Genomic DNA, 22,468 nt, shown 5'->3' with positions numbered 1-22,468 from the left:
CTTGCCTAGCGGCCGGTGCCGCCGTAAACAGTAGCCTCGGCGTCGCCGTCGAGCTCGAACGCATTGTGGATGGCGCGAACGGCGTCATCCAGGGCGTCGGCACTGGTGACGACGGAGATGCGGATTTCCGAGGTGGAGATCATATCGATGTTGATGCCTGCGTCGGAGAGTGCCTTGAAGAAGGTGGCCGAGACGCCGGGGTGGGAACGCATGCCTGCGCCGATGAGGGAGAGCTTGCCAACGTGCTCGTTGTACTCGATGCTCTCAAAGCCGATCTGGCCCTCCGCAGCACGCAGGGCTGCCAATGCGTCCGCACCTTCGACGATGGGCAGCGTGAACGAAATATCCGTCCGGCCCGTGCCGTGGGTGGACACGTTCTGGACGATCATGTCGATGTTCGAGTGTGCGTCGGCGATCACCTGGAAGATCGCGGCAGCCTTGCCGGGGATGTCGGGGACGCCCACAACGGTGACCTTGGCTTCGGACCGGTCGTGTGCAACGCCGGAGATGATTGGCTGCTCCAAGGCAACTCCCTCTTGAATCGTGAACTTTTCGTCGGCGCCAGGGATGACCCAGGTGCCTTCGTTCTGGCTGAATGACGAACGGACGTGCAGCGGCACACCGAAGCGGCGGGCGTACTCCACACAACGCAGGTGCAGGATCTTGGCGCCGGAAGCTGCCAGCTCCAGCATTTCCTCGCTGGAGATGCGGTCAATCTTCTGGGCAGAGGACACTACTCGGGGATCCGCGGTGTAAATGCCATCCACGTCGGTGTAAATCTCGCACACATCGGCTTCAAGGGCAGCAGCCAAAGCAACGGCTGTGGTATCCGAACCGCCGCGGCCCAAGGTGGTGATCTCGTTGGTGATGCGGCTCATGCCCTGGAAGCCCGCCACGATCGCAATGTGACCCTTGTCCAAGGCAGTGCGGATTCGGTGGGGGTCGACGTCGATAATTCGCGCCTTGCCGTGGATACCGTCGGTAATCATGCCGGCCTGGGAGCCCGTGAAGGACTGCGCGGAGGCGCCGAACTTGTTGATGGCCATGGCAAGGAGGGCCATGGAAATTCGCTCGCCGGCGGACAACAGCATGTCCATCTCGCGGGCGGGAGCGGAGTCCGTGACCTGACTCGCCAGATCCAGGAGTTCATCGGTGGTGTCGCCCATCGCGGAAACAACAACCACAACCTCGTTGCCGGCCTTCTGCGCATCCACGACGCGCTGTGCGACCCGTTTGATGCCATCAGCATCTGCAACCGAGGAACCGCCGAACTTCTGAACGATCAGCTGCTTGGTAATGGCAGCCTCGTTGGAGAGCTCTTCGATCTTCACTTCGGTAGTGGGCATAGTCATGCGCGCACCCTCACTGCATCAATAGGGTTCGAACGCGGCATGCTGGATTCCAAATTGGAGCACGCCTGCGTAGCTTATTTGCCCAGTTTATCGCCGCGTGGAGTGCTGGCAGGAATTGTGACCATATGGCGGCCACACAGACAGCGGCCGGGGGAGCTCACCACCCGGCAGTGTTCGGAGCGCCCTTGAAAGGGCCCACGATGTTCCGCGTAATCCAGCCGCCGTAGAAGTTGCCGTCCTGAGGCGTTACCTGCTCGCCGTCCACCTCGCAGGAGTCCATCCGGCCGGGATAGAGGGCCACCCGGATCCGTAGTGCTTCGAAACCGCGGCTGGGTTCCGGGTACGTCCACCCGGCACGGGAAGCCACCAACCCGCCTGCTGCTACATCGAAATACCCGGCCATGCCCTTGTATTCGCAGAAGGTGGCTCCGTCCACGGGGACGAGCACCCCGGGCGCAAAGGCATCGAACGGCAGGTAATAGACGGGCGGATGACTTGTCTCCAGGACACGCACTGAATCCACGGTGTCAGCAATGACATGACCACCCAGCCGCACCAGGATCCTCTCCGAACGGGCCTCCACCCGCGGCGGCCGCGGATAGTCCCACACTGATTCCTGTCCAGACTCGGGAGGGATTCGGTGCGGCCGCTTGGAACGTGGGAAACCGGAAAGGGAAACCATGACTCCATGGTGCCACCTTCTCCCCGGAATGGATGTTGGTGCCGGCCCGCCCGGCGTACCATCCACATCATGAGGATTGCGTGTGGCAATGGCCGGCGTCCCTGACCGTCCAGGTGGCTCTGGGCCGGGAGGGAATGAGCCCGAATATGAGGTCATCGGTGGCGGGATGATCGATGACCAACGGCGGATGGCTGATACTCCACGGGCAGGCTCGGATTCGCGAACGCATCCCGGTGCGGTCTTCAGGACTGCCGCTGGTGCGGCATGGCAGAGCGCCCGGAACTCCTTCACTTCCTGGTGGTTTTGGCTCGCCTGCGCCGCAGGAGTAGCCCTGTCTTGGGGGTTGGCTGCGGTGGTGGTTGCGTGGGCTGATTCCAACGGGTGGTTCGAACGGAGCGTGCCGGGCGCCGTCTTGTTGATCATGGCCGCGATCCTGGCATTGGCCGCAGCCGTGCTGGGAACCGGCTGGGGATTCCGCCATGCGGGAGGAAGTGTCCTGGAGCTGCTGCTCGCAGGAGCCATGCGGGGCGTGGCCTTGGCCGCGTTAGCCTGCAGTGCCTTGTTTGCGGTGGGCTTCAGCGTCGGCGGGCCGATCGCGTTGGCCGGTGCCGCCGTCGTTGTGATTGTGCTTGAAGCAGCAGTGTTCGGGCTGATCGGTGCTGGATCGAGGGCGTGGTTCGCAAGCGCTGCGGCCGGTGTTGCACTGGCTACGGTGCTGGTAACCTTCCTCTGCTTCGGCAACGTGGCCGTCACCCTCCTATTGCTACCCGGGACCACGGAAATGGACCAGGCTTCCGTGCCCGTGAATGTGCAACGGGACGACTCCGGAAGGGTTACCTCCTACCTGTGCGTGGGCGATCTTCGCCCCGTGGAGGTGGCACACACGGAACGGGTTGCCTGGTTGGCGGCGTCCAACCCCGCTCTGCTGCTGGGCAGTGTCGGTGCCGAGTTCGTGTCCACTGACAATGACGTGGGCTGGCTGTTGGCCGGACTTCAGTGGGCTGCCGATGGGCCGTCCCGCGAAGTCCCATGCCTGGGAGGCGAATCAAGCGACGGGCAAGCCCCCGCGATGCCGGTGGCTCTGACTGGCTTGGCGCTGCAGGGGCTGGTGGCTGCGGTGGTGGTTATTCCGGGGCGCTGGCTGGCGTCCCGGAGGCTGGCTGCTGGATCGCGGTCCGGCTAGGGTTCCGCCGCACATACTCGGAGATCACTACGCCCGAGTCGAAGGCCGTGGTGCCTGCCTCGTCGAAAGCACGTGGCTGGTAGGTGCCGGGTGCAAAGAGCGGAATCCCGTCGCCAAAGAGCAGCGGGCTGCGTTTGAGCACAAGCCTGTCGATTTCATTCGCCAGCTGTGTGGCCAGCTCTCCGCCACCACAGAGCCAGATCGACCGGCCAGGCTCCGACTTCAACCGTCGCACTACCTCCACAGGGTCCTCGGAAGTCAACGTCAGGTTTGGATGTTCGCCCGGGATGTCAGCCTCGGACTTTGTCCGGGAGAACACCACTTGGCGGAGGTGTTGATACGGGCTGGTCATGCCCACTGGCAGTCCTACAGCGTAGGTGTTCCACCCCATGAGCACGGTGTCGAACATGGTCCCAGTGCTCTTGATGCCCATGGCGTCGGCAATGACCGTGGGGATGGCATCGGAAAAGCGTTCATTTTGGGCTGCCATATGATCGCCCTCCACGGGAAAAGCGTCGAACTCGCCTCCCGGTCCGGCAATGTAGCCGTCCAGGCTGACGGCAACGTAGTAGACAAGTTCTCGCACGGGACCCCAATCACGGTTGATGTTGTGGTTGCGAGATTACAACAGGGCGTTGCGCCGGCCTTCGAAGGCGCGTCCCAGGGTGACCTCATCGGCATACTCAAGGTCTCCACCGACGGGCAAGCCGGACGCCAGCCGCGTCACCGTGATCCCGATGGATTTGAGCATGCGGGCCAGGTAGGTGGCCGTGGCCTCACCTTCCAGGTTGGGGTCCGTGGCGATGATGATTTCCTGGATGGCGCCGTCGTTGAGCCGCGTCAGGAGTTCGCGGATGCGCAACTGCTCGGGGCCGACCCCCGCAATGGGATTGATGGCGCCGCCCAGCACGTGGTACCGGCCGCGGAAGGAACGGGTCCGTTCCACAGCCAGCACATCTTTGGACTCTTCGACCACGCAGATCACGGAGGGATCCCGACGGGGGTCACGGCAGATGTTGCATGTTTCCTGCTCGGTGACGTTGAAGCAGACGGAGCAGAACTTCACGCGTTCCTTGACCGTGGTGATAGCCGTGACCAGGCGCTTCATGTCCTCGGGGTCGGCCTCCAGGATGTGGAACGCCAGGCGCTGCGCTGACTTGGGGCCCACGCCGGGAAGCCGGCCGAGCTCGTCAATCAGCTCTTGAACTGCACCTTCGTACACAATGTCCTCGTTTGTTTGAAATCAATGCCGGGATCAGCGGGTTTGCAGGGGAGAACCGTCCAAGGCGCGCTCTTCGATCAGCTTTCCGCCCAGAATACGCTCCACCGCAGCGCGCCCAAAGACCCTCGATTCCTCGATGGTTTCGTCCTCGGGACTCGGAATGTCCTCCGGCGTGGCGGCTGGGGCTGCCTGCGTCCGAACAGGCGCCTGCACACGTCCTGCCTGGGCTTCGGGGCTGTTTGTGAGCCGTTGGTACAGGCTCTGGCGTCCGTTCGGATTGCCCGACGGCGCGTCGTCTTCGAGCGTCGCTACGGAACCGCGTGCTTCCTCAGGTTGCGTCGCCAACGACGGCCACGTGGGGATGCTGCCGGCGGCCGGTGCACCCGAAGCGGCCGCGCTGGACGCCTGAGTTCCCGGCCAGTTCGACGCCGGTGCGACGTCCCAGCTGGAGCTTGGGTTCTCGTCGGCGTTGGTTGGGTGACCGTACGATGCGGCGGGGGTCGGCTCCGGGACCTGTGCCGCGGCCGGCTCATAGTCCGGGGTGTCCGTTGCTGGAACGACGGCTTCTTCAGCTGCCTGCGGTTGCTTGCCGACGTTGGATTCCGTGCCAACCACCCATGTGCCCGGAGCTTGTTCCACAGCGCGGGACCACGGGTCATCCGAGGGGGCGTGTGCCGTGGTGGCAAGAGGCGCGGCGCTGCGTCCGGGCGCGGATACTGGTGCCGGTGCCGGTGCCGGTGTTGCAGGGGTCGCCGGGGCTGCCTGTGGGTTGCTCCGGGGTCCTTCCTGGCGGCTGTAGGGGGGCTCCCAATCAGCCGGCGGCTCTTCGTCCAGGGGAGGGGCATCTTCGTCCAGGGGCGGGCCCCAGTCGTCGTCAGGGTAGGAGTACTCGCCTGCGGAGGAGGCGACGGTCTCGACGACCGCGGGCACTGCCGGGGCAGGAGCGGGGGCCGGGCTCGGAGCGGGGCCCTGGGGCGGGGTGGCTGCCTGAGCGGGCACCGCAGGGGCAGGAACTGATGCTGCTGCCGGGATGGGGGTCGCCGGTGGCTGGGGCTTCTCTGCCGGAGCCACGTCAGCTGCACGGGATGGCGCCGAGGACGCAGTTGTGCCCGCCTGAGGGCTTGCCGATGGAACGGTCGCCGAGGCAGGGCCGGCTGGTGCGAGGCCCCATGCCGAGTCGACCGAAGACACCGGTGTCGGTGCCGTCGTCGACGCGGCCGGTGACTGCATGGCCGCAGCGGGTCCGCCCGCCGGTGTAGTCGTGCCTGCCGGTGCCGGGGCGCCCATTGGCGTTGAAGCAGCCGGACTCTCCCGGCTAGTAGGCGCTTTTGGGTTTGGCTCAGAGCTCGCTGAGCTGTTGCCGCCGGCCACTGCGACGATCTGGCAGTCGATGCCGATGGTCTTGTGGATTGCCTGGCGAAGGTTCTCGGAATGGTCAGCGCGTCCAAAGGCGCCAGCAAGGCCGCCGGTGGTGAATGCGAGGGTCAGTACCTGACCGTCGAACTGGGCAACTTGGGCGTTGGGTTCTACAAGGGCCCACGTGCTGCGCTTGATCTTGGTCAGCGTTTGGAGCACATCCGGCCATGCCCGGCGAAGGGCCTCGACATCCCCGCTGCCTCCGGCACTCGGAGCCGGTGCTGCCTGAGACGGTGCTGCCTGAGACGGCGCTGCCGGGGGCGTTGCTTGGGATGGCTGTGCCTGCGGCGCTGCGGAGGCAGGCGCTTGGACAGGCTCAGGCTGCGGGGTTTGTGCCGGGCTGGAAGCAGCCGCAGCACCCGGAGCAGCCCCAGCACTCGGAGCAGCCGGGGCCGGCGGAGCCTGGGCTGCGCGACCGGAGGCCGGACGTTCCTCCACGGGCCAATCGTTGGTGGACACCCTCGGTGCCGAGATGGCATCGCGCGGACCAGCTGCAGTGGATGGTTCCGGAACGGCAGGGACTGAAGCCGCAGGGACCGAAGCCGCAGGGGCCTGCTCCACTGCTGCGGGCTCAGTTGCAGGTGCGGGAGAAGCCGTGGGGGCCGGGGCCGGCTGTGTAACGGGCGCGGCCGTAGGCGAAACAGCCGAAGCAGCCGCAGCTATAGGCGTGCCTGCAGCAACAGCCGGTGTTCCGCCGTCGCCGGTGTAATTCAGGCGGCGTTCCACGCGGTCGATGCGCGCCGCGATGCCGCGCTCGGTCTGTTCAGCGCTGGGCAGCAGGATGCGCGCGCACAGCAGCTCAAGGTGGAGCCGGGGCGAGGTGGCGCCCGTCATTTCCGTGAGCGCGGTGTTGGTGACATCCGCCGCCCGGGACAGCTCGGCTGCGCCCAGGTTGGTTGCCTGGTTCCGCATACGGGCTATCTGGTCCGCGGGCATGCCCCGGAGGATGGCTTGGGCGCTTTCCGGCATCGCCTGCACGATGATGAGGTCTCGGAAGCGTTCCAGCAGGTCCTCAACGAAGCGCCGGGGGTCGTGGCCCGTCTGGATGACACGGTCCACGGCGCGGAAAACTGTGGCGGCGTCGGCGGCAGCAACGGCGTCGACGATGTCATCCAGCAATGAAGCGTGGGTGTAGCCGAGCAGCGCCACTGCGAGCTCGTAGTCCAGGCCATTGGGTCCGGCGCCTGCCATGAGCTGGTCCAGGACGGACAGTGTGTCGCGAACGGAACCACCACCGGCACGAATAACCAGTGACAGCACGCCGGGTGCCACCGGAACGTTCTCCTGCTGGCAGAGCAGCTCGAGGTACTGCATGAGCGGCTCGGGCGGCACCAACCGGAAGGGGTAGTGGTGCGTGCGTGAGCGGATGGTGCCGATGACCTTGTCAGGCTCCGTGGTGGCAAAGATGAACTTGATGTGTTCCGGCGGCTCTTCGACGATCTTGAGGAGCGCGTTAAAGCCGGCCGAGGTGACCATGTGGGCTTCGTCAATGATGAAGATCTTGTAGCGGTCCCGTACCGGGGCGAAGGTTGCGCGCTCGCGGAGATCGCGGGCGTCGTCCACGCCGCCGTGGCTGGCTGCGTCGATCTCAATGACATCCAGGGAGCCGGAGCCGCCGCGGGCGAGTTCGATGCAGCTGGGGCACTTGCCGCATGGTGTGTCAGTGGGGCCCTCGGCGCAGTTCAGGCACCGTGCAAGGATGCGCGCCGACGTGGTCTTGCCGCAGCCGCGGGGACCGGAGAAGAGGTAGGCGTGGTTCACGCGGTTCTTCCGGAGCGCCGTCATCAGGGGCTCTGTGACGTGTTCCTGCCCGATAACGTCCGCGAAAGAGTCCGGGCGATACCTTCGATACAGGGCAGTTGTAACAGTCACAAGTGAAACCTACCTATAGGGACTGACAGTTAAAGTAAGTGACCCCTCATGCACCCGCCAGAGCCCATCTACCCTTGCTACCTTCCGGTCCTGGGGGAGTTCAACAGGATGACGCCACATGAGGGGCCGTCGATAAGCTTACCCGAACTTGGTGCGGGGTTCGAATCGGTGCGGACGGCTGTGGATAACGCTCGACGGCGGGTGGTTGGGTCACCTTCCTGTCGGAGCCAGGTGGTAAACCCATAGTCAACGACGACGGTTAGCGGGGAGGTTTGCGGCTGTGGGGTGCCATGGGTAACGGCGATTGGTTGGATGTGGCCGACGCCTCCAACGAGATTCACAAGGACGTGCTGGCGGCGGTTCGAGCATTGGTGGCGGTGGGTTGGAGGCTGCGCAGGCAAGGGCACAAGTTTTATTTGTATTGTCCCTGCGGGCCGGAGGGTGCGCAGTTGAGGGTGGATGGCACGCCCAGGAATGCTACACAGCGGGCGAAAATCCTGCTGCGTGATGCCCGGCGATGTCCTGGGCAGCACGATCTGCTGAGAGGGAGGAGTTAGTTGTTGTCACTTGTCAACAACCGGTGATATCCTGAGGTCATGAGCATCGAGCAAACATTCGAAGTGAGGCTAAGGCTCGAGGAACTTCCGGACGAGATCGAAGACCTGTTGGTGGCGGAACTTGGCGGCATTGTTTCCCGCTTTGCAGGCGTTCCGTATGTGACCTTGCTTCAAGCAGCGCCCAACGGCCGGAAGGCTGCCCTGCGCCTTGTTGCCCGTGTGGTGGAACTGGGTGGCAAAGTCCGATCCGTCGATTTCGACTATGTCACTCGAAGCGAGATCGCAGAGCGGTTGGGGGCGACGAGGCAGGCCGTGACCCATTGGACAGCAGGACTGCGCCAGGCCGGCTTCCCCTTTCCCCGTCCGGCGATCCAAGCGGGGGTCTTTTTGTGGTGTTGGTCCGATGTTGTGGACTGGGCTGTGGCCTCGAATCACCCCGTTGACGAGGATGTCAGCCTCTTGTCGGCTGATGAGATCGCAGTCGTCAATGGTGAGTTGGCCGCTGGGCGACTGCCCATCTTCGCCTAGTGGATTCCCCGAATCACCGCCAGCCGTACACCGGCCACGTCATGAAGGCCGGTTCCTCGTAAGGGTGCGCCGCCCGCAGGGCCAGCACCACGCCGTCGAGCGCTGCTTCCTCAACCACGCACTCAACCCGGGTTTCGGGCACCTGTTCCTCGATGCCGACCGCTCCCACGAAGGGCTGCGCGCCGGGCTGGGGAGTGAACCGGCCTGTGCCGGGAGAAGTGTAGAAGCAGTGGGAGTAGTTGCCGATTCGTCCCGCGCCGGCGTTGCCGATTGCCAGGAGAACCTCTTCGATATGCGTCTCGGGGACGTAAACCACCAAGGCATGGAGCTGCGTCATGGGGACATCTTGTCAGTAACTTTGGCCATTAAGCAGCCCGCACCATTGCAAATCCGTGGGCCGCAGCGGACCATGGGTATGTACACCGATTGGGGCAATCTCAAGGTTGTGAGCTGCGGGGCCTGGGAGCGAGGGGCCGGACCCGGTAGCTCAACGGTGGTACCGCAAGAATGGGCGCGTTGGGGGCGTCCATTTTTCCGTTAAGCAGCTATTGCCCGCAGCCGCTGTGAGGGGGCAATTCTGCCCGATTACACGATGCCGAAATTCTCAGGTACAGTAGTATCTGCTTTCGAATCGGAAGCAAGGAGAATTCGCCTAGCGGCCTATGGCGCACGCCTGGAACGCGTGTTGGGTTAACGCCCTCGGGGGTTCAAATCCCCCATTCTCCGCGTTTGGCCCCAGTCCTCGGACTGGGGCCTTTTGCGTTCCTGGGATACGTCGGCTGAGCTTGTCTACTCGGCGTCGGCTTGCTGCTCCGCATCCAACTGCTGCGCCTCTGCCACGCGTTCCAGCACTTCGCGGCAAGCTGCCGTGGCTGGGTGGATGCGGCCGGCTGTCCTGGTGGACGTGAAAACGGTCCGCTTGGGCAGGCCCGGGAGATCCAGCAACTGGACGGTGCGGGTCCGGCCGGTCCAGACGAGGTCCGGCATGAGGGCCACAGCGTTTCCGGATTCGATGAGCCGGATCTGTGCTTGGAGGTCGGCGGTCTCGTATCGCACGTCCGGTTCGAAGCCCGCGGACCGGCAGGCCTGCTCGGCCCAATGTCGGGATGCGGCGCCGCGCGGCTCCATGACCCACGGCATGGACGCCGTGTCCGCGAGGGTGGTCACTGACTCTCCGCCAAGTCCCACTGGGGGAGTCGCCAGCCGGATGGCGTCGCTGGTGAGGATGACCCGGTCCAGGCCGCTGTGGTGCGGGGCCGCGTGGCCCGGGTATTGCTCGGCCACCACCAGGTCGAAGTCCCGCGCCCAGGTTTCATAAAGGGCGGTCTCCGGCTCACGCTGGGTCATTTCCACCCGCACCTCGGGGTACTCCTGGCGCATGATGCTGAGGAAGTCCGGAAGGAGTGCCAACGCAGCGGATTGGAACACAGCCAAACGCACCGTTCCGGTGACCATGGAAAGCGAAGCCGCGAGCTCGGTTTCAGCCCGTTCCAAAGTCTCCAGCAGCGCAGCGGTGTGCGCCACGAGGATCTCGGCTTGGGGTGTGAGCTGGACCCGTCGGCCGGCTTTTCGCAGCAATTCAACGCCGGCTTCCTTTTCCAGCAAGGTCAATTGCTGGGATACCGATGAAGGGCTGTACTGCATGGCATCGGCCACTTCCGCGAGGGTCCCGCGGATCTTCAATTCGTGCAGCAAACGCAGCCTGCGGACATCCAGCAAGGCGGCCTCCAAAGGTTCGGGATGGGTAATCAATATTCGTCAGAAAAGATCGCTTTTCCTAATGAGATTGTAGATCCATACTGATGGAAACAAACAAACTTCTCCGTCTCAGAAGGAGCCCCCATGACCAGCACCCTCCCGGATGCCACCGCCCCGCGCACCCAGGATTCCGGGCAGTTCGATGCTTTGGCTCAGGAAGCCATCGCCTTGGTCCGCCATTGGCTTACCGAAGCCGGCAAGATCCCCGTGGATGTCTCCGCCCAGCGACTCGCCGGCGTCCTGAAGGACCCGAACGGCCTTGACTTCACGGTTGGATTCGTCGACGGCGTCATCCGCCCTGAGGACCTGTCCGTCGCCGGCCGTAAACTCGCCGAGCTGGCTCCGAAGGTGCCCAAGTTCCTCCCGTGGTACATGCGCAGCGCTGTGCGCGTGGGTGGCGTCATGGCCCCGATCGTCCCGCAGGTCGTCATCCCGATCGCCCGTCGCGTGCTCCGCGAGATGGTGGGCCACTTGATCGTTGACGCCACCGACGCCAAGCTCGGTCCGGCCATCGCCAAGATCCGCCAGGACGGCGTGCACCTGAACGTGAACCTCCTCGGCGAAGCAGTCCTGGGCGAGCACGAAGCGCAGCGCCGACTGGAAGGCACCCTCAAGCTCCTGGCCCGCGAGGATGTGGACTACGTCTCCATCAAGGAATCCTCCACCGTGGCTCCGCACTCCCCGTGGGCCTTCGACGAAGCCGTCGACCACGTCGTTGAGAAGCTCACCCCGCTCTACCGCCTCGCAGCGTCCTTCCCCAAGCCCAAGTTCATCAACCTGGACATGGAGGAGTACAAGGACCTCAGCATGACCATCGCGGTGTTCAAGCGCATCCTGGACATGCCCGAGTTCAAGAACCTGGAAGCCGGCATCGTCCTCCAGGCCTACCTCCCGGACGCCCTCGGCGCCATGCAGGAACTGCAGGAATGGGCCACAGCCCGCCGCGCAAACGGTGGCGCTCCCATCAAGGTACGTGTAGTCAAGGGCGCCAACCTGCCCATGGAGCAGGTTGAAGCCTCGCTGCACGACTGGCCGCTGGCCACCTGGGGCACCAAGCAGGACTCGGACACCAGCTACAAAAACGTCATCAACTACGCCCTGACACCGGAGCACGTTGACGCCGTCCGCATCGGCGTCGCCGGCCACAACCTCTTCGACGTCGCTTTCGCCTGGCTCCTCGCCAAGCAGCGCGGGATTGCCGGGCCGGAACAGAAAGCAATCGAGTTCGAAATGCTCCTGGGCATGGCAACCGGCCAGGCCACTGCGGTCCGCAAGGATGTCGGCAGCCTCCTGCTCTACACACCGGTAGTCCACCCGGGTGAGTTCGACGTCGCCATCGCCTACCTGATCCGCCGCCTCGAAGAAGGCGCTAGCCAGGAAAACTTCATGTCCGCGGTCTTTGAGCTGAGCGAAAACGAAGCCCTGTTCCAGCGTGAACAGCAGCGCTTCCTGGACTCCCTGGCCGGCATGACGGCCGAAGTTCCCGGCCCCAACCGCAAGCAGGACCGTCGCCTCCCCGCCGAGCCCGCACCGCTCGAGGGCTTCAGTAACACCCCTGACACGGACCCGGCGCTCCCGGCCAACCGTGCCTGGGGCCGCGACATCCTCAGCCGCATCCCCGGTTCCACCGCCGGCAACAAGATCGTCGAGTCCACCAAGGTCTCCGACGCCGCCGAGTTGGACCGCATCATCGCCACCGCGGTGGACCACGGCAAGGCCTGGGGTGCCCGCCCCGCTGCCGAGCGTGCCGCCATCCTGCACCGCGCCGGTGAGGTCCTCGAAGCCCGCCGCGCTGAGCTTCTTGAGGTCATGGCGTCCGAAACTGGCAAGACCATCGACCAAGGCGACCCCGAAGTCAGCGAAGCAATCGACTTCGCGCACTACTACGCAGAGCGCGCCAAGGACCTGGAAACGGTCGACGGCGCCACGTTCGTCCCAGCCAACCTCACCGTGGTGACCCCGCCGTGGAACTTCCCGGTGGCGATCCCCGCAGGCTCGACGCTCGCAGCGCTCGCCTCAGGTTCCGCCGTCGTGATCAAGCCTGCAAAGCAGGCCCGCCGTTCCGGTTCGGTCATGGTGGATGCGCTGTGGGAAGCCGGTGTGCCGCGTGAAGTGCTGGCACTGGTGCAGCTCGAAGAGCGTGAACTGGGCACCCAGCTGGTTTCGCACCCGAGCGTTGACCGTGTGATCCTCACGGGTGGCTACGAAACGGCTGAGCTGTTCCGTTCCTTCCGCCAGGACCTGCCGCTGCTCGCGGAGACCTCCGGCAAGAACGCCATCATCGTGACCCCGAGTGCTGACCTGGACCTCGCTGCCAAGGACGTCGTGTACTCGGCCTTCGGTCATGCCGGCCAGAAGTGCTCGGCTGCCTCGCTGGTGATCCTGGTGGGTTCGGTCGCCAAGAGCGCACGCTTCCACAACCAGCTGATCGACGCCGCCCGCTCGCTGACCGTCGGCTACCCGGAGGACGCCACCACCCAGATGGGGCCGATCATCGAAGCCGCCAACGGCAAGCTCCTGAACGCCCTCACCACCCTGGGCGACGGCGAAACCTGGGCCATCAAGCCCGAACGCCTCGATGAGACCGGCCGTTTGTGGTCCCCGGGCATCCGTTCGGGCGTCAAGCGTGGCTCCTACTTCCACCTGACCGAGTTCTTCGGCCCAGTGCTGGGTGTCATGACCGCAGAAACCCTCGAAGAAGCCATCGCCATCCAGAACGAGATCGAGTACGGCCTCACGGCAGGCCTGCACTCCCTGGACTCCGCTGAAATGGGCGTCTGGCTGGACACCATTCAGGCCGGAAACCTTTACGTCAACCGCGGTATCACCGGCGCGATCGTCCAGCGCCAGCCGTTCGGTGGCTGGAAGAAGTCGGCAGTTGGCGCCGGAACCAAGGCCGGTGGACCCAACTACCTGATCGGCCTGGGCAGCTGGCTCCCGGCTGAAGCCAAGGCCAAGCGCGGCACCGTACTTCAAGGCGCTGCCGCACGGATTTTGGCCGCCGCACAGTCCGCTGACGTGACCGCCGAGGAACTCCAGACCCTCCAGCAGGCACTCTTCAGCGACGCCGCAGCATGGGAATCCGAGTTCGGCACGCGCAAGGACGTCTCCGCCCTCTCCGCAGAGCGCAACGTTTTCCGCTACCGCTCCCTCCCCGTCACCATCCGCCTCTCCGAAGGCGAGCGGCTCACTGAGCTGCTGCGCGTCGTAGCAGCCGGTGCAGTGGCTGGCTCGGCGCTCACGGTGAGCTCCGCCGTCGTGCTTCCTGATGCAGTGGTGACCGTGTTCGCGAACCTTGGCGTCAGCGTCCGGATCGAGGACGACGCCGCGTGGCTGGCCCGGGCGGCCAACTTCGACGCCGGTCGGATCCGCCTGATCGGTGGCGACTTCGCCGCGCTGAGCGCAGCGATGGGTGGCCGTCCGGATGTTGCGGTGTACCACGGCGCCGTCACCCAGGCAGGCCGCATCGAGATGCTGCCGTTCCTCCGCGAGCAGGCCGTGTCCATCACGGCGCACCGCTTCGGCACTCCGAACCACCTGTCGGACCACCTGATCTAGTTTCGTGCGCCGGAAGAGCCGGGCAGGACGGATTCCCACCGTCCTGCCCGGCTCTTCGCTTTTGGCCAGCCCGTACCTTCACCACCCCCTTTGACCAGTCCTCAACACGACACATGGCGGATTGCGGCGTGTCCACGGTGCCGTTGAAGCCAATGTGGGTGGTGGCAGACCGCGTTGGACGTTTTACCTATTACCGGGACAGGCAGATTCCAACCTTCCCGCAGGGGTCACACGGCGTAGCCGAGCCTCTGCAACCTTCGCCGGGCTGCTTGTTCGCTCGGTCCATGGGAGCCCAAGGCGAGTCGGACCATCCACAGCACCGCCCTGGCCGCAGTAATGGCGGGCAACGGAAGCGGGCCAAGTCGGGCGGCGCGGATCCCCAGCATGGTGCGGTACCTGGGTTCAAGGCTCGCGACGGCGGCCGCAAAGAGGATGCGGTAACCGGGCTTGAGCAGCGGGCTCAGTGGTGGATGCCGGATGAAGGACACGGTTTCAGCCAGGCGCTCGTCGGCCCGCAGCACCCCCGAGGAATACCAGGCTTCCAATTCGTCGCGGACCTGGGCCTCGGTAAGCGGGGGATTCTCTACGCCCATGAGCCTGCCGGCCGCCGCCCACTCCCGGACGTAGGCATCGGGGCCTCCGGGGATGGTTCGCCCCCAAATGCGGTTGGCGGTGATGAATGAATCCGCGTAGGTTACGTGGACCCAGCGGAGGAGTTCGGGGTCGTTGGCGGCATACTTCCTCACGGCGCCGTTTCCGTCCACGTAGGTTCCCTGGACGCGCTCGTGGATCTTCCGGACGCGGTACGTAGCGGTTTCGGCTGCCTCCTTGGATCCGTACGTGACCGTGAAGATCCACCGAACAGTGTTGGCGAGGCGGCCCAATGGGTCTTTCTGGAAGTCCGAATGTTCGTACACTCCCGCCAACGCGCCGGGGTGCAGGGCCTGCATCAACAGGACCCTGATCCCCGCCACGATGGTGGCAACGTGTCCGTGAACCGCCCAGACGGCCGACCCCGGAAGGTGGTATCCGGCGTCGTTCCCTTCCGCGAGGCGCGGCACCCACTCAGGCGGAGTGCCCGACGTCCCCGTGAATGTGCGCTGGAGTTCGTGTCTGTACTCGGTGAGGTAATTCCTCATGCCTTCAATTCGACCGCTCTTTGGCCGAGGTGTACAGGGCTAGGTGCGGACGCGACGACGCGAGGGTGCCGCTGCCACCAGCAAAGCAGCAATGGCGACGGCGGCACTCAGGATGAGTCCCGGCCGATACTGTTCCAGCATGGCTTGGGCGCTGACGGTCCCGGCAGCCTGTCCATGCCCGCTGACCAGGGCCGTGGTGACCGCCAGGACAAGCGCGGCGCCCACCTGGGTGCTGGTTTGGATCAGGCCGGCGGCCAGGCCCTGCTCGGAATCGCGGATGCCGGTGGTGGCCTGAACGTTGATGGACGGGAAGGCAAGGGCGAAGCCGATGCCCAGGAGGATAACCGAGGGCAGGATATCCAGGACGTAGTTGGGTGATGTGCCCACCCGGAGGAACAGGACGTAACCCAACCCCAGGGCTGTGAGGCCAGTGATAATGAGCTGCGTAGCGCCGAACTTCTCAATCAGCCGATCGGCGAAAGGTGCGCTGCTGGCCACCAGCAATCCAGTGGGGAGCAGGGCCAGTGCCATCCCCAGCGGCGACCAGCCCAGGACGGACTGAAGGTACATGGTCAGGATGAACTGGAAGCTCAGGTAGGACCCGAAGAGCCCCACCGCGCTCAGGTTGGCCCGGGCAACCCAGCCTTCCTTGAGGATGCTGAAGCGGATCAGCGGGTGCTTGACCTTGTTTTCAATCACCGCGAATGCTGCCAGCACGGCAACAGAAACTGCGAATCCGGCGATTGTTGCCACAGATCCCCAGCCCTGTTCCGGTGCTGAAACCAAGGTGTACACCAAGCCGAGCATGCCCAGGGCCAGTGTCACGGCGCCCCAGATGTCGTGCCCGCTGTCCTCAACGGACGGCTTGTCCTTGGGAATGAACCTCATGCCCAGGAGAACCACGAGGACGGCGATCGGCACCGAGACCAGGAACGTCCAGCGCCAACTGAGGCTGGTCATCAGGCCGCCCACCACCAGGCCCAGCGAGAAACCGCTGGCGCCGAAGGTGGTGAAGATGGACAACGCCCTGTTGCGCTCGCGGCCTTCCGCGAAGTTCGTGGTGATGATGGAGAACCCGGCCGGCGCGGTGAAGGCTGCCGCCAGTCCCTTGATGAATCTCGTTGCAATGAGGATGGCGGGATCGTCAACCAGTCCGCCAAGGAGCGACGCTGCGGCGAACACCGTCAGCGCAATGAGGAAAATTCGACGGCGGCCCAGCAGGTCCGCGAGCCGGCCACCAAGGAGCAGTAGGCTCCCGTAACCCAGGACGTAGGCGGAGACGATCCACTGCAGGGAATCGGTTCCGAGGTTGAGCTCTTGCCCGATGGATGGCAAGGCGACGCCAACCATGGAGACGTCCAGGGCGTCGAGGGCCAGGACGGTGCACACGACCATGAGCAGCAGCCACTGCGACCGCGTCCAGCGGACGGCTGAGACCAAGGGCGGCTCGGCGGAGGTTTTGAGGGTGGTGGGTGATGTCATGCGTTCAATGTATATGACGCGTCATTCAATGACAAGGAATATGACACGGAATCTTATGACGTGGATTCTAATGGCGGAATGAACTAGAATCAGGACATGGCAACGACGCGTGACCGTCAGCTGGTTGAGCAGTGGCGCAGCATCCAGAACTCCTACTTCCGTACCGCAGGAGCAATCGACCGCGCCCTGGAAGCCAAATTTGATATCGGCCTGAACGAGTTCGAAATCCTTGACCTCGTGGCCGACAGCGAAGAGTCTGCCTGCCGCATGAAGGCACTGGGGGAGCGCACTCCCATGACGCAGAGCGCCGTCTCCAAGGTGGTGGACCGGCTGGAAAAGGCCGGCTTGGTATCCCGCCAAACCTGCGTGGATGACCGCCGCTCACTGTTCCTGGAGCTGACCGAGGCGGGCCGGGCGCTGCACTCCTCGGCGGCGGTGGAACACCGGGCGCTGCTCGCGGAAAACCTCGGCTGAAGCAACCTTCCGGTGCGGCTATGCTCCGGTGCGCTTGTTCCTGCGTCTCTGTGCGATGAAGAATACCGCGGCGGCGACAGCAAGTATGGCGGCCGCGATGCCGACGGCCAGGGGTGCATTGCTGTCGTTGGGCTTGACCTGTTCCGGTGCCGTTTCGGCAGCCGGCGCGACACCGGTGGAGGCGGTACTGTCCGCCGGAGTCGGTATCACCGATGGCGAGGCCGGGACTGCCTGGGCCGGACCTTGGACGGTGAAGGAGTAGGTACCTTCGATGGGGTGCCCATCCGAGGAAACAGTCCTCCAGAGGACCTTGTAAATTCCGTTGGCCCCTCCGGCTATGGCGGTGGAGATGGTTGCGCCGTCCACGATGACGTTGCCGTCGCTGAGGGTCTTGCCCGCCTCGTCGGTAACGGTGATGACACTGAGGTTGAGCTGGCGGGCGTCCAAGGGCGGTTCCGACAACGTCAGGGAAACGGTACCGGGGGCTGCCGTGACGGTGGTGTTCCCAGCCGGCACGGTCGATTCCAGGGTGTCGTGCGCCATGGCCGGCGCTGCCGCGAAGGCCGGGATGAGGATGGCTGCGGAAAAGACCAGTCCGAAGCGGTTGCGTTGCTTGTTACGGGGATTCATAGGGATTCTGCGATTCTGCTCGATATAAAGAAATGAAGTAGCTGGGTGCGCGCCAGTGACACCTGACAACATGTTCAGTGCGCCATGTTCAGTGCGCCGCCGGAAGAATCAGAGGCGCTGATGGCCCTGGCTATTTGCCGGCGTCTGCCAACAGCTGGCGGAACTGCTCCTTGGTCTCAAGGTTGAGCATCTTCCCGTTCAGGAAAAACGTCGGGGTGCCCTTCACTCCCAAAGCGGTGCCATCCGCAATGTCCTTTTTGATCCGTTCCTTGGTTTTGTCGTCGGCGACGGCGGCATCATATGCGGCCAGGTCCAGGCCGAGTTCCTGGGCAAACGTGCGGAACAGGGGTGCTTGGGATTGCGTTTTTTCGCCCCATTGCGGTTGCGTTTCGAACATCTTGGCATACATCTGTTCGTACTTGCCTTGCTGGGCCGCGGCTTCGACGGCAAGCGCGGCCGTGGCCGAATTGCGGTGCGCCGGCAGCGGAAAGTAGCGGTTGACGAAGGTGATCCGGTCGCCGAATTCCTTCTTCAGATCTTCAACCACGGGTTGGGCGGCAAGGCAGGCTTCGCATTCGAAGTCCAGGAACTCGACCAGTACGGCTTTTTCCGTAGACGGTGATGTGACACGGTGGCTGTCCTCGCGGACCAGTTGCGCTTCCGCGGCGGGAGCCGGAGCCGTCGGGGCTGGCTTGTTCAGGGAGAACGCGGTGTACCAGATCACGCCGACGGCAACGAGGACGGCCAGCAGGACCCAGATAAAGACCCGGGCCTTCTTGGCTGTGTCCATGGGCGGGGGTGGGGTTTTGGTTTGAGTCATTAGTGGTGGATGCTTTCCTGGTCGCGATGGGCGGCGGGTTCGATCTGGAAGGTGGAGTGTTCGACGCTGATGTCGAAGTGCTGGGCCACGCAGTCCTGCATGTCTGCCAGGATGCTGGCTGCATGGCCGTCGGTCATGCAGTTGTCCTCCACGGTGACGTGGGCGGAGAGTATCGGTGTTCCGGAGGCTACGAGGGAAGCGTGAAGGTCGTGGACATCGATCACGTGCGGCAGGACCAGAATGTGTTCACGCACTTTGGCCAGGTCCAGCCCTTTGGGTGTGGATTCCATGAGCACGCTCACCGTGTCACGGAGCAGCTTGATCGTGCGGGGGATGATCAGGACACCGATCAGCAGGGAGACGAGGGCGTCGGCCTGCAGCCAGCCGGTGAGGGCGATGATGATGGCTGCCGTGATGACGGCCACGGACCCGAGCGCGTCATTGAGGACCTCCAGGAAGGCGGCCTTCATGTTGAAATTGTGGTTCCTGCCCGAGGCGAGGATGACAAGACCAACAGCGTTCCCGGCCAGGCCGATGATGCCGAACCAGAGCATCGTGGATTCCCCGATCTCCGGGGGTTCAAAGAGCCGGCGGATACCTTCGACGATGACAAAGCCGCCGACGGCGAGCAGCAGCGCGGCCTGCCCGGCAGCGGCAATGATTTCGGCGCGTTTGTAACCCCAGGTGCGCTCCAACGTGGCTGGCTTCAGGGCCAGCGACGCAGCGAAAAGAGCTATCAACAGCCCTGCTGAATCGGTGAACATGTGGCCGGCGTCGGCCAGTAGTGCGAGGCTGCCGGTCAGAACGGAGCCAATGATCTCGGCGATCATCACCGCGAAGGTGATGGCAAAGACGGTGATGAGTTTGCCTCGCCGAGCCGTTGCCTCGGCTGCGTGGTCGTGCTCGTGACCGCTCATGGGCGGACCTCCAGGGTGTAGGGAGAGGACGGATGGATGGCGGTAATGTCCGGCCAGAAGGTTGGAGGGAAACGCCGGGCCATCAGCTGCGGCAGGATCGCATCCCGTTCAGCGTTGGGATCCATGGCCCCGGCTCTCCGTGTCCCGTTCGCCAAGCCGGGCGAGCATGGCATTGTAGGCCGCCAGGTCAGCGTCGTTGGTCCGGGCTGCTGCCCGGTCGTTGCGCCGCATTTCGCGGGCATCGGAACGTGACCACATGATGGCGACGCCGACGGCGATGAGCAACGTCGGGACCTCGCCGATACCCCAGGTGATGGCGCCGGCCATTTGCTGGTCCTCCAGTGGTGTGGCACCCCAGTCGCGTCCAAGCTCGGTGAACCATTCCGCTTGGATCAAGGCCGTTGACCCCATCAGGGTGACGCCGAAGAAGGCATGGAAGGCCATGGTGGCAAGGAGCAGCAGCAGCCGCAGCGGGTACGGCGCCCGACGCGGAACGGGGTCGGTGCCGATCATCGACAGGACGAACAGGTAGCCGGTGATGACGAAATGGACCGTCATGAGTTCATGCCCGACATGTTCCCTCAGGGCGAAGCCGAACGCATCGGAGTAGTAGAACAGGACGATCGAGCCGGCAAAATTCGCCGCCACAAACAAAGGATGCGTCACGACGGCTGCCACCCGGGAATGAACCAGGACCATGATCCATTCGCGCGGCCCGCGGGAGCCGTCAGGTCGCGGTTTCAGTGCCCGAAGCGCCAGCGTCACCGGGGAGCCGAGCACAAGAAATACGGGCACGATCATAGTCAGGGCCATGTGGTCCACCATGTGGGCGCTAAAGAGGATCCGCCCGTACACTGACGGTCCGCCCGAGGTGAAGAACACCAGCGCCACCAACCCTGTGATCCAGAGCAGGCTGCGTATCCATGGCCACCCGTCCCCGCGGCGCCGCAGGTGCTGCGCCGCGCGAAGATACAGGTACGCGGCGAAAACGGCGAACGCAATCCAGAGCCAGTCCGGCCGCCAGATGGTGAACCACCGTTCGGGGGTCAGTTCGGGTGGCGGGAGATACCCGGTGAGGATCTCGGCCGGTGTCAGGGCTGGTCGGATGTCTTCCCCTGCCGGTGGTGGCGTGCGGCTCAATGCGGCGGCAAGGCCGCTGACGGCACCCATGATCAACAGCTCAACGACGATGAAACGCCAGAGCAGCCGGGTGGGCCGACCGGTTGCGGATTTCACGCTCAGGACCGGAATGAGCCTTTTCCGGTGCAGGAACCCGATCGCACCCAATGTGATCGAGGCCGCCGTCTTGGCCATCAGCATGACGCCGTACGGAGAGGCCAGTCCTGCCGGGAACTCGATGCGGATGGTGGCGTTGATGATGCCCGAGGCCACAACAAGGACGAAGGCGAAACCGGCCAGGGTGGAGAACCGCTTAAGGACCTCGGCGGTGTCTTTGCCAAAAGAGGTGCCGCCTACGGCGAGGGCTGCGAGCCCGCCAAACCAGAGGCACACTCCGAATAAATGCAGCCCCAGGGAGTTGATGGCCTGTTCGTGGTCGTCTCCGCCGGCGGCATGGCCAATCAGGATCACCGGCAGCAGGCCTCCCAGGGCCAGCAGGGTTGTGGTGGCCAGCCCTGTTGCAGACCTGACACCGAAGGTCAGGGTGGCGACGACCGCGGAGATGATAACGACCCACAGCCACGCCGCGCCGTTGGGAAGTTCGGTGACGTAGGAGGTCAGCTGCGCGGCGAATTCGCGGCTTCCCGACAGCGGGACGCCTGCGATGTCGGCGAAGCTGAACACTAGAACCACCAAGGCGGAAAGCGTCCACGTCAGGCTCGCCACCGACGCCAGGACCATGATCCGGCTGAAGGCGGGGTGCTCATGGCCGGCCGCGATGGTCGACGCCGATGAAGCTGTCGCGCTGGACCGGACCCGGCCGGTGCCTCTGCGGCCACGCAGAACGGGCGGAACGATGAACGCCGCGAAGACCAACGCGCCGATAGTGGCCGCGGATGCAACGTTCTGCACGGTCTGAGCCACGCCATACCCCCACCGCACCAGGGCCCCCGGATCGCGGGTCTCGGCCGCCAGGGTTCCTCGGCCGTACGCCGTGGCCACGAGGACCACGATCACCGCAATCACACCGGCGGCCGCCGGCCACCACAGCTTGGGCGCTACGGCCGGACGGTCGCCGGCAGCGGGGGCTCTCAAAGCCACAATGGTTCCCTAACGCTGGTCCCGGACCTGGCTCCGCATTCATTGGAGCAGGAAGCGCCGCTGCATTGCGGCGCGATATAAGAATATATGTAGAGTTGTTCAGACGTTAATCGGTGCCCGCTGCTCGCGGCGGGGATCCGTGCCCGTGGCCGTTGGCGGCGACCGGGTCGCCACAAGGCAAATGCGACGCATTAGCAGGTAGAGGTAGTCTTGATGAATGACCGGAACAGTACAGGGAATGCCGACAGCGCCCACCCGGCCGGGCAGCGAATGCGCCACCCGTCTGGTCGACGCCGAGAAGGTCCAGGCCGTCAGATCCCGGATGCCTGCGGAGGCAGATGTCGCGGAGCTCGCCGTGATCTTTGGCCTTCTTTCGGACCCCGGACGGGTGAGGATCCTGATCGCCCTGCTCGAAGGGGAGATGTGTGTGTGCGATCTGGCAGCCACCACCGGGCTGAGCGAATCAGGTGTGTCCCATGCACTCCGCCTCCTGCGGGGCCCGCGCGTGGTGCAGGTTCGTCGCGCCGGGCGGAGGGCCTACTACTCCCTGGCCGACTCGCACGTACGGATGCTGCTGGATCTTGGCCTGACCCACGTTGGGCATGCCGGTCAGGACCGGCTGAAAATGGTCACCAACAGCTAGCCTCATCCTCTTTAC

18 protein-coding genes, 1 tRNA gene and 1 other RNA gene are annotated in these 22,468 nt (G+C 64.4%); 6 read left to right on the top strand and 14 right to left on the bottom strand.

Annotated elements, in window-relative coordinates; translation table 11 throughout:
* Positions 1-5 precede the first annotated feature (5 nt).
* Both ACR30Z_RS15140 and ACR30Z_RS15135 read right to left on the bottom strand, forming a co-directional pair.
* Positions 6-1,352, bottom strand: a complete 1,347-nt coding sequence (locus ACR30Z_RS15140) for an aspartate kinase (protein ID WP_062069961.1) — start codon at positions 1,350-1,352, stop codon at positions 6-8.
* 157 nt (positions 1,353-1,509) lie between these two features.
* Positions 1,510-2,034: a DUF427 domain-containing protein gene (locus ACR30Z_RS15135; protein ID WP_434373338.1), complete on the bottom strand. Its 525-nt coding sequence runs from the start codon at positions 2,032-2,034 to the stop codon at positions 1,510-1,512.
* 88 nt (positions 2,035-2,122) lie between these two features.
* Here ACR30Z_RS15135 and ACR30Z_RS15130 point away from each other — a divergent pair, with 88 nt between their 5' ends.
* On the top strand, positions 2,123-3,217 hold the full coding sequence (locus ACR30Z_RS15130; RefSeq protein ID WP_434373387.1) for a hypothetical protein: 1,095 nt from the start codon (positions 2,123-2,125) through the stop codon (positions 3,215-3,217).
* On the opposite strand, the gene ACR30Z_RS15125 is transcribed toward ACR30Z_RS15130, so the two are convergent.
* From ACR30Z_RS15125 to ffs, 4 genes are all read right to left on the bottom strand, one after another.
* The gene (locus ACR30Z_RS15125; protein WP_434373336.1) at positions 3,159-3,803 is read right to left on the bottom strand and encodes a dihydrofolate reductase family protein; all 645 of its coding nucleotides are present in this window, start codon (positions 3,801-3,803) and stop codon (positions 3,159-3,161) included. The two genes, ACR30Z_RS15130 and ACR30Z_RS15125, sit on opposite strands and share 59 nt — an antisense overlap.
* 36 nt (positions 3,804-3,839) lie before the next feature.
* Entirely contained in the window at positions 3,840-4,439 is a 600-nt protein-coding gene (gene recR / locus ACR30Z_RS15120) for a recombination mediator RecR (protein WP_144650148.1), read from the bottom strand.
* Between the two features lie 33 nt (positions 4,440-4,472).
* Positions 4,473-7,727, bottom strand: a complete 3,255-nt coding sequence (locus ACR30Z_RS15115; RefSeq protein ID WP_434373334.1) for a DNA polymerase III subunit gamma and tau — start codon at positions 7,725-7,727, stop codon at positions 4,473-4,475.
* Between the two features lie 34 nt (positions 7,728-7,761).
* Positions 7,762-7,858, bottom strand: an RNA gene (gene ffs, locus ACR30Z_RS15110) — signal recognition particle sRNA small type.
* 465 nt (positions 7,859-8,323) lie between these two features.
* On the opposite strand from ffs, the gene ACR30Z_RS15105 reads away from it, so the two are divergent.
* Positions 8,324-8,812: a hypothetical protein gene (locus ACR30Z_RS15105; protein WP_144650152.1), complete on the top strand. Its 489-nt coding sequence runs from the start codon at positions 8,324-8,326 to the stop codon at positions 8,810-8,812.
* 13 nt (positions 8,813-8,825) lie between these two features.
* On the opposite strand, the gene ACR30Z_RS15100 is transcribed toward ACR30Z_RS15105, so the two are convergent.
* Complete coding sequence (locus tag ACR30Z_RS15100; RefSeq protein WP_434373332.1) at positions 8,826-9,149, bottom strand: hypothetical protein; 324 nt, start codon at positions 9,147-9,149, stop codon at positions 8,826-8,828.
* A gap of 304 nt (positions 9,150-9,453) precedes the next feature.
* Here ACR30Z_RS15100 and ACR30Z_RS15095 point away from each other — a divergent pair.
* A tRNA-Ser gene (locus ACR30Z_RS15095) sits at positions 9,454-9,538 on the top strand.
* A 63-nt stretch (positions 9,539-9,601) separates the two neighbouring features.
* Here ACR30Z_RS15095 and ACR30Z_RS15090 read toward each other — a convergent pair.
* On the bottom strand, positions 9,602-10,531 hold the full coding sequence (locus ACR30Z_RS15090; RefSeq protein WP_144650395.1) for a LysR substrate-binding domain-containing protein: 930 nt from the start codon (positions 10,529-10,531) through the stop codon (positions 9,602-9,604).
* A 123-nt stretch (positions 10,532-10,654) separates the two neighbouring features.
* Here ACR30Z_RS15090 and ACR30Z_RS15085 point away from each other — a divergent pair, with 123 nt between their 5' ends.
* Positions 10,655-14,128, top strand: coding sequence for a bifunctional proline dehydrogenase/L-glutamate gamma-semialdehyde dehydrogenase (locus tag ACR30Z_RS15085; RefSeq protein WP_434373331.1), 3,474 nt, complete (start codon positions 10,655-10,657; stop codon positions 14,126-14,128).
* Positions 14,129-14,355: 227 nt separating this feature from the next.
* Here ACR30Z_RS15085 and ACR30Z_RS15080 read toward each other — a convergent pair whose 3' ends face one another.
* Entirely contained in the window at positions 14,356-15,267 is a 912-nt protein-coding gene (locus tag ACR30Z_RS15080; protein ID WP_434373330.1) for an oxygenase MpaB family protein, read from the bottom strand.
* A gap of 39 nt (positions 15,268-15,306) precedes the next feature.
* Entirely contained in the window at positions 15,307-16,749 is a 1,443-nt protein-coding gene (locus ACR30Z_RS15075) for an MFS transporter (RefSeq protein WP_434373328.1), read from the bottom strand.
* Between the two features lie 96 nt (positions 16,750-16,845).
* Between ACR30Z_RS15075 and ACR30Z_RS15070 the strand changes: the two genes are divergently transcribed.
* Positions 16,846-17,223 (top strand): MarR family winged helix-turn-helix transcriptional regulator, encoded by a 378-nt coding sequence (locus ACR30Z_RS15070; RefSeq protein WP_144650162.1) that lies wholly within the window; start codon positions 16,846-16,848, stop codon positions 17,221-17,223.
* A gap of 18 nt (positions 17,224-17,241) precedes the next feature.
* Here ACR30Z_RS15070 and ACR30Z_RS15065 read toward each other — a convergent pair whose 3' ends face one another.
* The 4 genes from ACR30Z_RS15065 to ACR30Z_RS15050 form a co-directional block, all read right to left on the bottom strand.
* Positions 17,242-17,853, bottom strand: a complete 612-nt coding sequence (locus ACR30Z_RS15065; protein ID WP_434373326.1) for a copper resistance CopC family protein — start codon at positions 17,851-17,853, stop codon at positions 17,242-17,244.
* Positions 17,854-17,983: 130 nt separating this feature from the next.
* On the bottom strand, positions 17,984-18,673 hold the full coding sequence (locus ACR30Z_RS15060; protein ID WP_434373324.1) for a DsbA family protein: 690 nt from the start codon (positions 18,671-18,673) through the stop codon (positions 17,984-17,986).
* On the bottom strand, positions 18,673-19,590 hold the full coding sequence (locus ACR30Z_RS15055; RefSeq protein ID WP_144650168.1) for a cation diffusion facilitator family transporter: 918 nt from the start codon (positions 19,588-19,590) through the stop codon (positions 18,673-18,675). Before ACR30Z_RS15055 ends, ACR30Z_RS15060 begins: the two co-directional genes overlap by 1 nt.
* A gap of 108 nt (positions 19,591-19,698) precedes the next feature.
* A complete protein-coding gene (locus ACR30Z_RS15050; protein ID WP_434373323.1) occupies positions 19,699-21,810 on the bottom strand; it encodes a cytochrome c oxidase assembly protein in 2,112 nt (703 codons plus the stop codon).
* A gap of 217 nt (positions 21,811-22,027) precedes the next feature.
* Between ACR30Z_RS15050 and ACR30Z_RS15045 the strand changes: the two genes are divergently transcribed.
* Entirely contained in the window at positions 22,028-22,453 is a 426-nt protein-coding gene (locus tag ACR30Z_RS15045) for an ArsR/SmtB family transcription factor (RefSeq protein WP_144650171.1), read from the top strand.
* Positions 22,454-22,468 lie beyond the last annotated feature (15 nt).

This window comes from Paenarthrobacter sp. FR1, from assembly GCF_051106045.1.
Lineage (GTDB): Bacteria > Actinomycetota > Actinomycetes > Actinomycetales > Micrococcaceae > Arthrobacter > Arthrobacter nitroguajacolicus_A.
The sequence above is the reverse complement of the archived record's forward strand: the minus strand, read 5'-3'. Positions and strand labels throughout refer to the sequence as shown.

What these genes read in the sequence shown, in the direction of transcription:
- ACR30Z_RS15070 (WP_144650162.1), top strand. Translation starts at nt 16,846, where the DNA reads ATGGCAACGACGCGTGACCGTCAGCTGGTTGAGCAGTGGCGCAGCATC.
- ACR30Z_RS15100 (WP_434373332.1), bottom strand. Translation starts at nt 9,149, where the DNA reads ATGACGCAGCTCCATGCCTTGGTGGTTTACGTCCCCGAGACGCATATC.
- ACR30Z_RS15045 (WP_144650171.1), top strand. Translation starts at nt 22,028, where the DNA reads ATGACCGGAACAGTACAGGGAATGCCGACAGCGCCCACCCGGCCGGGC.
- ACR30Z_RS15060 (WP_434373324.1), bottom strand. Translation starts at nt 18,673, where the DNA reads ATGACTCAAACCAAAACCCCACCCCCGCCCATGGACACAGCCAAGAAG.
- ACR30Z_RS15105 (WP_144650152.1), top strand. Translation starts at nt 8,324, where the DNA reads ATGAGCATCGAGCAAACATTCGAAGTGAGGCTAAGGCTCGAGGAACTT.
- ACR30Z_RS15080 (WP_434373330.1), bottom strand. Translation starts at nt 15,267, where the DNA reads ATGAGGAATTACCTCACCGAGTACAGACACGAACTCCAGCGCACATTC.
- ACR30Z_RS15065 (WP_434373326.1), bottom strand. Translation starts at nt 17,853, where the DNA reads ATGAATCCCCGTAACAAGCAACGCAACCGCTTCGGACTGGTCTTTTCC.
- ACR30Z_RS15135 (WP_434373338.1), bottom strand. Translation starts at nt 2,034, where the DNA reads ATGGTTTCCCTTTCCGGTTTCCCACGTTCCAAGCGGCCGCACCGAATC.
- ACR30Z_RS15140 (WP_062069961.1), bottom strand. Translation starts at nt 1,352, where the DNA reads ATGACTATGCCCACTACCGAAGTGAAGATCGAAGAGCTCTCCAACGAG.
- ACR30Z_RS15085 (WP_434373331.1), top strand. Translation starts at nt 10,655, where the DNA reads ATGACCAGCACCCTCCCGGATGCCACCGCCCCGCGCACCCAGGATTCC.
- ACR30Z_RS15075 (WP_434373328.1), bottom strand. Translation starts at nt 16,749, where the DNA reads ATGACATCACCCACCACCCTCAAAACCTCCGCCGAGCCGCCCTTGGTC.
- ACR30Z_RS15055 (WP_144650168.1), bottom strand. Translation starts at nt 19,590, where the DNA reads ATGAGCGGTCACGAGCACGACCACGCAGCCGAGGCAACGGCTCGGCGA.
- ACR30Z_RS15130 (WP_434373387.1), top strand. Translation starts at nt 2,123, where the DNA reads ATGGCCGGCGTCCCTGACCGTCCAGGTGGCTCTGGGCCGGGAGGGAAT.